The sequence below is a fragment of the Rhizobacter sp. P5_C2 genome (assembly GCF_054049715.1).
The window spans coordinates 42,919-55,058 of the sequence record NZ_JBFULV010000042.1 but is presented as its reverse complement, the minus strand read 5'-3'; the positions used below and the strand labels follow the sequence as shown (position 1 = coordinate 55,058).

The following is a 12,140-nucleotide window of genomic DNA, read 5'->3' as shown; positions in this document are numbered from 1 at the left end:
GCGGCATCGGTGACGACGGGAACGATCTTGCTGAAGCCGTCGATGCGCGTGCGGTACTCGCTACCGTTCGAGTCGGTCACCGGCAGCAGCCGCTGGCCATCGAGGCAGAACACGTCGGCCGTGCTAACCGACACCGCGGTGCGCGCGCCATCGATCGCCAACGTCTTGCCGCAGCGCGTGATACTCGATTGACCACCCAGCGCCCAGCCCCGCCCAAGCGTGCCGGTGCCGGACTGGCTCGAATAGTTCAACGACACGCCAGGTGCCACACCCGCCGTGCCCGGCGGCACCGCGATCGACACCGAGTACGTCGCCGCACCTGCGCCCGCCGACGCCCGTCCGGCCAGGCTGCCCGCCACCGGCCCCGACAGGTTCGGCGGTTGAATGGTGACGGCGGTCTGCGCAAGCGCTGCGGGCAGCGTGGCCCCGCAGAAGAACGCGAAGCAAAGTGACGCGCGTACGCGGCGGCTCGCCCACAGGGCGCTGGAACGGGAATGCGACAAGAGATCCTCCTCAACGGGCCGTCGGACAGTCCGCGCTGCTAGGTCTGCAGTGCTGGCCCGGCCGGGCCCCGGTGCTGCTGCGCGCCCGCATCGGGGCGGCAGCAACGTGGCGCATGTTAGCCATGCGCCCGCCCATTTCAATGGGTCTTGTGAATATTCACCAAAGAGCCTCGACGCCTCAAGAAATCTCCCGGACGCAATCCACGTGGTACGTGCGCGAGCCTTCCCCGCTGTCGTGCTCCACCAGCCCATGCACGTCGGTGTCGAAGCCCGGGAACCTGGCGTTGAACTCGCGCGTGAACTTCAGGTAGTCGACGATCTTCTTGTTGAAGCGCTCGCCCGGGATCAGCAGCGGGATGCCCGGCGGGTACGGCGTCAGCAGCGAGGTGGTGACGCGGCCCTCGAGGTCGTCGATCGCCACCCGCTCGGTGTCGCGGTGCGCGATGCGCGCGAACGCATCGGTGGGCTTCATCGCCGGCTGCAGGTCCGACAGGTACATCTCGGTGGTCAGGCGCGCGATGTCGCCCTTGGCGTACATCTCGTGGATCGACTGGCTCAGGTCCTGCAGCCCCATGCGCTCGTAGCGCGGCTGCTTGGCCACGAATTCCGGCAGCACGCGCCACAGCGGCGCGTTGCGGTCGTAGTCGTCCTTGAACTGCTGCAGCGCCGTCAGCAGCGTGTTCCAGCGGCCCTTCGTGATGCCGATGGTGAACATGATGAAGAACGAGTACAGCCCGGTCTTCTCGACCACCACGCCGTGCTCGGCCAGGAACTTGGTGACGATGGACGCCGGGATGCCGGTCTTCGCGAACTTGCCCGACACGTCGAGCCCCGGCGTGATCAGCGTGCACTTGATCGGGTCGAGCAGGTTGAACCCGCTCGCCAGGTTGCCGAAGCCGTGCCACTTCTCGCCCGCCTTCAGCACCCAGTCGGTGCTCTTGCCGATGCCGTCGGCCGCAATCTTGTCCGGGCCCCAGACCTTGAACCACCAGTCCTTGCCGTACTCCTTGTCGACCTTGCGCATCGCGCGGCGGAAGTCCATCGATTCGGCGATGCTCTCTTCCACCAGCGCGCGCCCGCCCGGCGCCTCCATCATCGCGGCCGCCACGTCGCAGCTCGCGATGATCGCGTACTGCGGGCTGGTCGACGTGTGCATCAGGTAGGCCTCGTTGAAGAGGTGCGTATCGAGCTTGCGGTGCTGCGCGTCCTGCACCAGCACCTGCGAGGCCTGGCTGATGCCGGCCAGCAGCTTGTGCGTCGACTGCGTCGCGTAGACGATCTGGTCCTTCGGGCGCGGGCGGTTGCGGCCCATCGAGTGGAATTCGCCGTAGAACTCGTGGAAGGCGGCGTGCGGCAGCCAGGCCTCGTCGAAATGCAGCGTGTCGATGTAGCCGTCGAGCGATTTCTTGATGCTCTCGGTGTTGTAGAGCACGCCGTCATACGTGCTCTGCGTCAGCGTCAGGATGCGCGGCTTGACCTTCTTCGCGTCGATGCCGGCCAGCAGCGGGTTCTTCGCGATCTTGCGGCGGATGGCCTCGGGCGAGAACTCGGCCTCGGGGATCGGGCCGATGATGCCGTAGTGGTTGCGCGTGGGCGGCAGGAACACCGGCACCGCGCCGGTCATGATGATCGAGTGCAGGATCGACTTGTGGCAGTTGCGGTCGACCACCACCACGTCGCCCGGTGCCACGTTGTGGTGCCACACCATCTTGTTGCTGGTGCTGGTGCCGTTGGTCACGAAGAAGCAGTGGTCGGCGTTGAAGATGCGCGCCGCGTTGCGCTCGCTCTCGGCGATGGGGCCGGTGTGGTCGAGCAGCTGGCCGAGTTCGTCGACGCTGTTGCACACGTCGGCGCGCAGCATGTTCTCGCCGAAGAACTGGTGGAACATCCGGCCGACCGGGCTCTTCAGGAACGCGACGCCGCCCGAGTGGCCGGGGCAATGCCACGAGTAGGAGCCGTCCTGCGCGTAGTCGACCAGCGCGCGGAAGAACGGCGGCGCGAGGCCGTCCATGTACGACTTGGCTTCGCGGATGATGTGGCGGGCCACGAACTCCGGCGTGTCCTCGAACATGTGGATGAAGCCGTGCAGCTCGCGCAGCACGTCGTTGGGCAGGTGCTGCGAGGTGCGCGTCTCGCCGTACAGGTAGATCGGGATCTCGGCGTTCTTGAAGCGGATCTCTTGAATGAACTTGCGCAGGTTCAGCACCACCGGGTCCAGCTCGGGGCCCGTCGTGAACTCGTTGTCGTCGATCGACAGGATGAAGGCGCTGGCGCGGCTTTGCTGCTGCGCGAACTGCGACAGGTCGCCGTAACTGGTGGCGCCCAGCACCTCGAAGCCCTCTTTTTCGATGGCCGCGGCCAGCGCCCGGATTCCCAGGCCCGAGGTGTTCTCGGAGCGGAAGTCTTCGTCGATGATGACGATCGGAAAGTTGAATCGCAACATGGTCACCTCAAGGAAACGCCGGGGGGCAACGGAATGGAAGGCGCGAAGTGTAGGGCCGATCGATGACAGCTGCGGGCCGCGGCTTACACTGCCCGCCACGCGTGCAGGGTGGACGCAACAGACACTGAAACAAGGAGAGGCCGTGGACATGAGCCCGTCGACGTTCTGGTGGGTGGCGGCAGGGGTGGCGGTGGCCGCCGAGCTGGCCACCGGCACCTTCTACCTGCTGATGTTCGCGCTCGGCCTCGCCGCCGCGGCCCTGGCGGCCCTGCTGGGCTTCAAGCTGCCCGGCCAGTTGGTGATGGCCGCCGTGGTGGGCGGCGGCGCGGTGGCGCTGTGGCACTGGCGCCGCCTGCAGCAGCCGCCGGCCGGCCCGGTGCGCGAGAACCGCGACGTCAACATCGACATCGGCGAGCGGGTGCACGTGCTCGCCTGGGCCGACGACCGCACCGCCCGCGTGCCCTACCGCGGCTCCACCTGGACCGCGCGGCTCGCGCCGGATGCGCCAGCACTGCCCGGCGAGCACGTGGTGCAGGCGGTGGAAGGCAACTGGCTGGTGCTGGTGCCCTCGACGATCCGCTGATCTCTCCGGGGCCGGCTCGTTCCGGCCCTGCTCTCTTCTTCCCCTTACTCCCTGGAAAGCCTCACATGGAAATCGCGCTGATTCTGGTGGTGATCGTCGGCATCTTCATCGTGCGCACGCTGAAGATCGTGCCGCAGCAGAACGCCTGGGTGGTCGAGCGGCTGGGCAAGTACGACCGCACGCTGGTGCCGGGGTTGAGCTTCGTCATTCCGTTCATCGAGCGCGTGGCCTACAAGCATTCGCTGAAGGAGGTGCCGCTGGACGTACCGAGCCAGGTCTGCATCACCAAGGACAACACGCAGCTCCAGGTCGACGGGATCATCTACTTCCAGATCACCGACCCGATGCGCGCGAGCTACGGCTCGAGCAACTACGTGTTCGCGATCACGCAGCTGGCGCAGACGCTGCTGCGCTCGGTGATCGGCAAGATGGAGCTGGACAAGACCTTCGAGGAGCGCGACACGATCAACGGTGCGGTGGTGAGCGCGCTCGACGAGGCGGCCGGCAACTGGGGCGTGAAGGTGCTGCGCTACGAGATCAAGGACCTGACGCCGCCGGCCGAGATCCTGCGCTCGATGCAGGCGCAGATCACCGCCGAGCGCGAAAAGCGCGCGCTGATCGCCGCCTCCGAAGGCCGCAAGCAGGAGCAGATCAACATCGCGACAGGCGAGCGCGAGGCGTCGATCGCGCGTTCCGAGGGGGCGCGGCAGGCCGAGATCAACAACGCGCAGGGCGAGGCGGCGGCGATCACCGCGGTGGCCGATGCGACGGCCGGCGCCATCCGCAAGATCGCCGAGGCGATCCGCGAGCCGGGCGGCGAGCAGGCGGTGCAGCTGAAGGTGGCCGAAAAGGCGGTCGAGGCCTACGCGCACCTGGCGCAGAAGAACAACACGATGATCGTGCCGGGCAACATGAGCGAGGTGGCCGGGCTGATCGGCACCGCGATGGCGCTGATGAAGGCGAAGGCGCCGGGCCAGCCCTGAGCGAAATTCCCGCGGGGCCAGGCCGAAGCCCCCTCGGAGGTAGGCTAAACTCGCCGGCTCCGGAGAGGTGGATGAGCGGTTTAAGTCGCACGCCTGGAAAGCGTGTGGGGGCTAATAACCCCCCGCGGGTTCGAATCCCGCCCTCTCCGCCAGATGCATGTCGCAGGACCTCTCAGGTCCTCGCAAAAGTCGGCCACAGCAGCCGATTTCCCTCGGTAGATCGCCTCAGGTCCTCGCTTTTGGTCGCACCGAATCGAGGGGTAGATTCACGACGCCGTACCCCACTCGGCGCCTCAACTACCCCCCGATGCCACTGACCGACACAGCGATTCGCAACGCGAAGCCCACGCCCAAGGCCGTCAAGATGTTCGACGCCGGCGGGCTGTTCCTGCTGGTGCAGCCGACGGGCTCGAAACTCTGGCGATTGAAGTACCGGTTCGGCGGCAAGGAGAAGCTCCTCGCGCTCGGCTCGTACCCCGAAGTAGGCCTCCGTGACGCGCGCACGCGCCGAGACCCCGCACGCGAGCAACTGGCCAACGACGAAGACCCCGGCCAGCTCAATCCGGCGCATCGCATGACCCCACGACAACAGCACCAAAGTCGGCTCGGTCGGCTTCCAGCCCGCGGGAATCGGCCTGCTCATGCACCGGCACTGCTTGGCCGGCGCGCACCACGTAACGCAGACTGTTGGCGGCCGTTTCGCGCGGTGCGCCGCTGGTCATGCAAGCCTTGCGTTGACGGGATCGCGTTGCGGCGAGTAAGGGGGCACTCGTGAGCCGACAAACCCGTTCAGGCGGTAAGGCGACCACGTCTGAGGCTCTCGACGATGTTTTCATAGGTGAGAAACAGAGCATGGAGTCCGTCAAGAACTTCCGTCAAGCGCTTCAGCGCGGCTTGGCCGTACTCCAAGCTCTCGTCCGGAGCGAACGACGCGATCTTCAGTTGGTACAGGCTCTGCACTGCGTCGCGAGCTCGACCTGCGGTCTCTTGGGCAGCAATCCACTTTGCCTTCAGTCCAGCATCGGGCGCTTGGGTGCCTTGAATCTCTTCGACGACCTTGTATGCATAGGTCATCTTCTCGAACGCATCTTGGCTGAAGTCCCTCCCGGCCGCCACAGTGTCAAGGCAGTTCCCCGCTGCAGCGATGAAGTGTGCCAGCGCGCCCGACATTTCACCGATCGCCTTTGCGTCCTCGCCGAACTTGGTTTGCAACGTGCGGCGCTCTTCGTGTCGTTGCTGCCAGCGAACGATGCCAATGCTTGCAACGATGGCCACCACTGCACCAATGGTCTGAAACCAACCGGACCACTCGGCCTTGGTCATGCATGTGGACCAGTGCTGAATCCACAGCAGGCAGTACTCAGGGGCCGAGGGCTGTGGCGGCCAATTCGTGATCTGGATGTCCATGGTGCTCCTCCCAGTGCATGGTAAAGGGGACGCCGCAATGACGGTCCGCATCCTTCGAGGTGCCGAACGAGAGCGAGGCGACGGTGCTGCTCGGCGAGCGCTCGCGCCGGCCGAGGCGGCGACGCCGCTGCGCGAGCGTGGGCCGGCGACGGTGATCGTCACGCTGGGCGCCGATGGCGTGCAGTGCGCCAACGAACCGAAGATGTTCTCGAACGGCCGCTACGACCACGTCGACGGCGCATCGCGCGCGTTCAATGGGCTGCTGCAGCCGGCGGCGGGGATCTYCGCGTAACCACTACCAATTCCTGGTAGGCATTCGATAGGCCATGATCAATGCGAAGGTTGCCGAGTCGCGCGCTATGTATTTGACAAGCGATGCATTGGGTTTGATTTTCTCCGCCTCGTATAGGCAGCGAAGTAATGTCGCCCTGTGTTTTTTGTCGAAATCCTCTTTAGCTAGGGAGTCACTTGAGTCAAGTGAATCCCAAATTGAGAGGATCTGCGGAAGTAGTCTTGTGCATTCATCGGCTGAAAGCGGCTGACCGGTGGGGTCTGGCGCGTCTGCCGCATCGAAATGGTGTGGGGATAGCATATTGCAAAGTGCCGCGCAGTTCACGAGTATTCCCTTTGTGCAGATTTCGGATTTCGGGTGCAGCACAAAGCGATACTCCATTTGACTCTTGTAGGATGTCCGCTTGACGAATGGATCGCCCACACCCGGTTCGCCGGTTCCAATATTATATTCTTTGTCGGAGTATATTACTGGCCCGTGCTGAATCGATTTAATATATTCACCCAATGGCGTGCCGTCAATCGTCCCATGTCTTAGCAGTTGTTCCGCAAAAGAGTTTGCATCAGCTACTTTGACGCATGCGTCGTAGCCTGCGCCGACGCCTCCAAATGTCGCAATTTTGGAGGTGGATACGCAATAAACGAACGCATCAACAATGCTGCTTGATGTCGAATTTGATATTATTATGTTGCTATTGCCACTAATTGAAATACCCGCTCGCAGCAGGCGATCATAAATCGGGTCATCATCCTCGTGCCTTCGATTGTCAAAATCTAYAGYGGTTTCTGCCAAGCCTTCAAATTTGTCGCCGATGCTGCGGTCCGCAAGCGCCACTTCTAAATATCGAAAATGTTCGAGGCTTGAGAACCAGAGTTCTCCGCGAAGAACATTGGGCTGTCTGTCTTTTGTCAAAAACTTGTAGACGTCCATGTCAACCTTCCAGGTTTGTGCTCCAAGATTCGCAGGCGGCCACACCCGACCCCTTCCGGCTTTACTGACTCTCGATAGCATGCTCTGATGGTCGAGCCAGGTTGCAGTTGGTGACGAAAACGTTTTGGCGCACGCCTCGTTTAACGGGGCAGTTGCAGCCGGCATGGGGGTCATTGCCTAGCCTGGAAGAAGTAGGATGGAATCCAAGTTGACGAAGCGATCGCAAGTCTTGCGAATCACCGTCGACAGGCCGCTGCTCAACGCTGCAATATGAAGACGCTTGCCTGTAGCCATGATTTGACGGGCCAGCGGCGCATAGTCACCATCGCCTGAGATCAGGAAGAGATCGTCTACGCTACTCTGATAAGCATGCTGCATCATGTCAACGCAGATACTGATATCGACAGATTTTGTCCTAGTGCCGCGACTCTGCTTCTTGAATACCCGCGGCACTACACCGGTGACGTTGTTGGCGATGTGGCCGTTCTTGAGAATTAGATCTGCGTGGAGCTGAGATATTTCAGCTTCCAGCAACTCAATCGAGTCGGTATCGCCGGTCGCGGTTGTGTAGTAGCTAACACGCACGAGGGGGCCTTCGTTAAGTCCTTGGACTACTGCGGGATTCCACACGAACCGCTTCTCTGAATAGGCCGTTTTTGCACTACCGATAGCAGCCCGAGCCTTTCGACCGGCCACCAGCATCGCCTCGAATCGAGTCAGCAAATTTTCGCCATCAACAAAAACCATGCATCGGCCCATCTTGCAAGTCTAATCCGGTCGCTCCCAAGCATGGCCTGATGACCGGGCCCATCCTCGACCAGATCAACATCAGCGACTACGAGATCCGTGAAGCCCGCGAGGGCCTGTTCCGCGGCTTCGGCGCGTTCAACGTAAAACGGCCGATTTCTGCCGTCGGCCGTGGCCTCGCCGTGAGCGGACGCATTTGGCGAACGGCACACAGGAAGAAATATTTCTGGGGCGGCGGTTCAGCAGAATATGGGCCGAGTGGCGCACGTGCCCCGCTCCGCGAGAGGCCCTTCGACTCGGGGGTATGGACAGGGGTAGCGCAACCAGTCAACACCTCGAAAAGCAAGCATTCGCGGGACTTCCGAGCCTTCATGTGGACGCCGCTCTCCCGCCAGAGGCATGGGCTACCAGCGCACGGTCACGCGCAGGCCGCGGCCTCCGACGCCATCCGCCAGCTCAACCGTCGCGCCATGCCGGTCGGCCACCGACTTGACGATCGCCAAGCCCAGCCCACTGCCCGGCTGCGCCTGGTCGGGCACGCGGAAGAAGCGGTCGAACACGCGCTCGCGCCAGTCCGCCGCGATGCCCGGACCGGCATCCTCGACCACCAGCGACGCATCGGCCCCCACCCGCACCGACACCGTCGACCCGGCCGGCGAGTACTTGATCGCGTTCTCGACCAGGTTGTCGACCAGCGAGGTCAGCCCCTCGCGCTCGGCCTCGATCTCGCAGCGCTCGGCGCACGCCAGCTCCAGCTCGACGCCGCGCTGCGTCGCCAGCCCCGACAGCGCCGCCAGCCGGTCCTGCACCAGCTCGTCGAGCGACAGCCGCGCGACCTGGGTGCGCCCGCTGTCGCTGCGCATCAGCCCCAGCAGCTGCGCCACCAGCCGACTCGCCCGCTCGCCGCTGCGCACCAGCCCATCGAGCAGCTCGGCATCGCGCGCATCGCCGCGGTGCGCCTGCAGCGCCTCGACGTTGATGCGCATCGCGGCCAGCGGCGTGCGCAGCTCGTGCGCCGCGTCGGCGATGAAGCTGCGCTCTCGCGCCAGGCTCGCCGCCACGCGCGCGAGCAGCGTGTTCACCGCATCGGCCACCGGCCGCAGCTCGCGGTACGCACTGCCGAAGCGCAGCGGCGCCAGGTCGCCGGGGCTGCGCGTTTCGATCTCCTGCGAGAAGCGGCGCCAGGGCCGCAACGCCAGCCGCACCGACCACCAGGCCGGCAGCACCAGGAAAGGCAGGCTGATCAGCAGCGGCAGGATCAGGATGCCGCGTTCGCCCAGCGCGAACAGGATCGACACCGCGTGGCCCGAACGGATCAGCGTGACGCGCGCCGCGGACCGTGCCGATTGCTGCGTGTAGGTGCGCCACGGCATGCCGTCGATGACCAGCTTCTCGAGCCGGCGTTGCTGCGTCGCCGGCACCACGCCGGGCGAGCCGGGCGAGGCGTAAAGCAGCCGGTCGCCGAGCCAGACGTTCATCGACATGCGCAGCGCCAGGTCGTCTTCTTCATGGTTCTCGCGGCGCTGGAACACGTCGAGCTTGCGCAGCACTTCCTGCAGCTGCTCGGGCCGGTCGGCCAGGCTGTCGACCAGCGCGAGGATCATGTCGGCCCGCGGGCCCATGTGGTCGGGCTCGAAGATCTCGTCGTAGCGCGCGGTGTCCCAGACGAAGTAGGCCACCGCCGCCGACCACAGCAGCAGCACCGTCAGCATCTGGGCCAGCACCAGGCGGCTGACCAGCGAGCTGCGCAGCCGCCGCCACAACGCGGCGGGCGTCATGCCCCGCCCCTGGCCGGCGCGGCGCGGTCGATCACGTAGCCGACGCCACGCACCGTGCGGATGTAGCCCGGCCCGATCTTGCGGCGCAGGTTGGACATGTGCACGTCGAGCACGTTGCTCTCGTTGTCGAGCCCGCCGGGCAGCACCTGCTCTTCGAGCACGCGGCGCGTCAGCACGCGGTCGGCGCGCTTCATCAGCAGGCACAGCAGCTCGAACTCGCTGCGCGACAGCTCGACCGCCCGCTCGTCGACCGTCACGCGCATCGTCGCCTCGTGCAGCGCGAGCTGGCGGATCTCGATCGTGTCGTTGACCAGGCCGAAGCTGCGCCGCGCCAGCGCCCGCACGCGCGACAGCAGCTCGGCCAGCGCGAACGGTTTCACCAGGTAGTCGTCGGCGCCGCTGTCGAGGCCGGCCAGGCGGTCTTCGAGCGCATCGCGCGCCGTCAGGATCAGCACCGGCATCGGCAGGCGCTCGCGGCGCAGGCGCGCCAGCAGCGCCAGGCCGTCGCCGTCGGGCAGGCCCAGGTCGAGCAGCACCAGGTCGCAGGCCTGGGTGTCGATGGCGTGCAGCGCGTCGCCCAGCCGGCGCACCCAGGTGACCTGCAGGCCCTGGTCTTCGAGCGCGATGCGCACGCCGTTGCCCAGTTCGAGGTCGTCTTCGATCAGCAGGATCTTCATGGCATGGCTCATGGACACCGATTGGAGACGCCGAACCTGAAGGTTCGGTGAAGCCGCGCCGGGGTCGCGGCGGGCGCCTTCATCGAACCTTCATGAAGGGTTCAGGTTCGCTTCAGGCGGGGTTCCGACACTGCCGTCCATCCCAACCGAGCGAAACTCCCATGTTCACCGATTCCAACGCCTTCCGAAAGACCTGCATGACCCTGCGCCAACGCCTCTTCCATCCGATGATCCCGACCCTGCTGACCGGCGCGCTGGCGCTGCTGAGCGCCTCGCTCGCGCTGGCGGACGAACCGGCCGCGCCGGCCGACGACAGCTGGCAGTTCACCGCCGGCCTCGGCGTCGGCAGCATCCCCAAGTACCCCGGCAGCGCCGAGCACAAGGTGCGCGCCTTCCCGGTGCTGGCCGCCAACCAGGGCCGCTACTTCATCGGCGGCGTGCCCGGCGCCGGCGTGCCGGCCGGCATCGGCGCGTTCATCATCACCGACCCGCACTGGCGCGTCGGCCTGGGCATCGGCGGCGACCTCGAGAAGCCGCGCAAGGAATCCGATGCCGACCGCCTGCGCGGCCTGGGCGACATCGACGGCACCGTGCTCGGCGCGGTGTTCGCGAGCTACTCCGACGGCTGGTTCACCGCCCGTGGCAACGTGGTCGGCGACATCGGCGGCAAGCACCAGGGCGGGCGGCTGTCGTTCGACGTCGAGGGCAAGTACAGCCCGGCGCCGGGCGTGATGCTGTCGGCCGGCCCGGGGGTGACCTGGGCCAGCCGCAGCGCGATGCAGACCTACTTCGGCATCGACGAGCAGCAGGCGGCACGGTCGGGCCGTGCGGTGTACACGCCGCGCTCGGGCATCGAGTCGGTGGGCTTCACCGTCGGGGCCGACTACCAGATCGACAAGCAGTGGGGTATCGGCACCCGCGTGGCTACGCGCAGCCTGCAGCGCGACGCGGCCGACAGCCCGATCACCGAGAAGAAGGCGCAGAACAGCGTCGTGGTGTTCACGGCCTACCGGTTCTGACCGCAGAACAGTTCGTAAAAAAGCCCGCACAAAGGCGGGCTTGGCAAGGTGATCAGCGCGGGCGCTACAGGCCGAACTTCTTCAGCACGATCGGCAGCACCTGAGACAGGATGAAGGTCGCGACAACCCAGACGACGATCTGGTACTTGGCGTCGGACACGTCGGCCTTCGTCGCGAAGGATTCAGATCGCGTCTCCAGCTTGGTCAGGCGGAGATCGATTGCAGTCAACTTCTCGCCGGTCTTTTCGGCGATGGCTTCAAGCTTGGCGACACGTGCTTCCATCTCGCCATCATCGCCCGATCCGCCGCCGGCGTCAAAACTCGAGGGCGTTCCGGAGTCGGTACCGGGTGGCCTTAGTTGATGGATGCTCATTTTTGAGCTCCGTCTTCGTCGATCATTTCCACGTACCGACATACAGGACACCGCCACAGGTGCACAGTGAATCCGTTGCCGTTGGCATCTGGCCACGTCCCGACCACCTCGTCGCCGCTCCGGATAGGCTTCCACTCAACCCCCTGAAAACTCCAGGTGCCCTCGATGGACTCGAGTTGTCCGTGGCCGTATCTACACGTCCGCTCAGTTTTGGGTTGCGTGTTCACCATGTCAGTTCGCTCCTTTGGAGGCCTTGTCGACTGCGGCAAGAGGATTTCGCTCTGCAGCACATCGTCGCGGTATCTCCGATGGCGCAGTAGCAGTTGTAGGCGAGGCCGCTCATGAGCGGTGCGCTGCAGGTCGATGATGCCGCTGGGGCCACGTGCGGGTGCCCTTCAAGTCGCT

12 protein-coding genes, 1 tRNA gene and 1 pseudogene are annotated in these 12,140 nt (G+C 64.9%); 6 read left to right on the top strand and 8 right to left on the bottom strand.

Annotation, left to right across the window (positions count from 1 at the left end; translation table 11 throughout):
• Both ACXJLU_RS17210 and ACXJLU_RS17205 read right to left on the bottom strand, forming a co-directional pair.
• Window positions 1-503, bottom strand: a 503-nt coding sequence (locus ACXJLU_RS17210) for a SpvB/TcaC N-terminal domain-containing protein (protein ID WP_457332989.1), incomplete at its 3' end; no start/stop codon positions are given.
• Window positions 504-681: 178 nt separating this feature from the next.
• Complete coding sequence (locus tag ACXJLU_RS17205; RefSeq protein WP_457332988.1) at window positions 682-2,946, bottom strand: Orn/Lys/Arg family decarboxylase; 2,265 nt, start codon at window positions 2,944-2,946, stop codon at window positions 682-684.
• A 148-nt stretch (window positions 2,947-3,094) separates the two neighbouring features.
• On the opposite strand from ACXJLU_RS17205, the gene ACXJLU_RS17200 reads away from it, so the two are divergent.
• From ACXJLU_RS17200 to ACXJLU_RS17185, 4 genes and pseudogenes are all read left to right on the top strand, one after another.
• Complete coding sequence (locus ACXJLU_RS17200) at window positions 3,095-3,529, top strand: NfeD family protein (RefSeq protein ID WP_457332986.1); 435 nt, start codon at window positions 3,095-3,097, stop codon at window positions 3,527-3,529.
• Between the two features lie 65 nt (window positions 3,530-3,594).
• Window positions 3,595-4,512 (top strand): SPFH domain-containing protein, encoded by a 918-nt coding sequence (locus ACXJLU_RS17195; RefSeq protein ID WP_457332984.1) that lies wholly within the window; start codon window positions 3,595-3,597, stop codon window positions 4,510-4,512.
• Window positions 4,513-4,573: 61 nt separating this feature from the next.
• Window positions 4,574-4,664 (top strand) — tRNA-Ser (locus ACXJLU_RS17190).
• Between the two features lie 155 nt (window positions 4,665-4,819).
• Window positions 4,820-5,086, top strand: a pseudogene (locus ACXJLU_RS17185) (Arm DNA-binding domain-containing protein); the annotation flags it as partial.
• 215 nt (window positions 5,087-5,301) lie between these two features.
• On the opposite strand, the gene ACXJLU_RS17180 reads toward ACXJLU_RS17185, so the two are convergent.
• The gene (locus ACXJLU_RS17180) at window positions 5,302-5,919 is read right to left on the bottom strand and encodes a hypothetical protein (protein ID WP_457332982.1); all 618 of its coding nucleotides are present in this window, start codon (window positions 5,917-5,919) and stop codon (window positions 5,302-5,304) included.
• 37 nt (window positions 5,920-5,956) lie between these two features.
• Here ACXJLU_RS17180 and ACXJLU_RS17175 point away from each other — a divergent pair, with 37 nt between their 5' ends.
• The gene (locus ACXJLU_RS17175; protein WP_457332980.1) at window positions 5,957-6,211 is read left to right on the top strand and encodes a hypothetical protein; all 255 of its coding nucleotides are present in this window, start codon (window positions 5,957-5,959) and stop codon (window positions 6,209-6,211) included.
• A gap of 3 nt (window positions 6,212-6,214) precedes the next feature.
• On the opposite strand, the gene ACXJLU_RS17170 is transcribed toward ACXJLU_RS17175, so the two are convergent.
• From ACXJLU_RS17170 to ACXJLU_RS17155, 4 genes are all read right to left on the bottom strand, one after another.
• Window positions 6,215-7,141 (bottom strand): hypothetical protein, encoded by a 927-nt coding sequence (locus tag ACXJLU_RS17170; protein WP_457332978.1) that lies wholly within the window; start codon window positions 7,139-7,141, stop codon window positions 6,215-6,217.
• Between the two features lie 177 nt (window positions 7,142-7,318).
• Entirely contained in the window at window positions 7,319-7,888 is a 570-nt protein-coding gene (locus ACXJLU_RS17165; protein WP_457332976.1) for an NYN domain-containing protein, read from the bottom strand.
• Between the two features lie 404 nt (window positions 7,889-8,292).
• A complete protein-coding gene (locus ACXJLU_RS17160) occupies window positions 8,293-9,666 on the bottom strand; it encodes an ATP-binding protein (protein WP_457332974.1) in 1,374 nt (457 codons plus the stop codon).
• Window positions 9,663-10,343 carry a response regulator gene (locus ACXJLU_RS17155; protein ID WP_457332972.1) on the bottom strand — a complete coding sequence of 227 codons (681 nt, stop codon included), beginning with the start codon at window positions 10,341-10,343 and terminating at the stop codon, window positions 9,663-9,665. The genes ACXJLU_RS17160 and ACXJLU_RS17155 overlap by 4 nt, the downstream gene beginning before the upstream one ends.
• Window positions 10,344-10,540: 197 nt before the next feature.
• Between ACXJLU_RS17155 and ACXJLU_RS17150 the strand changes: the two genes are divergently transcribed.
• The gene (locus ACXJLU_RS17150; RefSeq protein ID WP_457332970.1) at window positions 10,541-11,362 is read left to right on the top strand and encodes a MipA/OmpV family protein; all 822 of its coding nucleotides are present in this window, start codon (window positions 10,541-10,543) and stop codon (window positions 11,360-11,362) included.
• A 64-nt stretch (window positions 11,363-11,426) separates the two neighbouring features.
• Here ACXJLU_RS17150 and ACXJLU_RS17145 read toward each other — a convergent pair whose 3' ends face one another.
• Entirely contained in the window at window positions 11,427-11,735 is a 309-nt protein-coding gene (locus ACXJLU_RS17145) for a hypothetical protein (protein WP_457332968.1), read from the bottom strand.
• Between the last annotated feature and the right edge of the window lie 405 nt (window positions 11,736-12,140).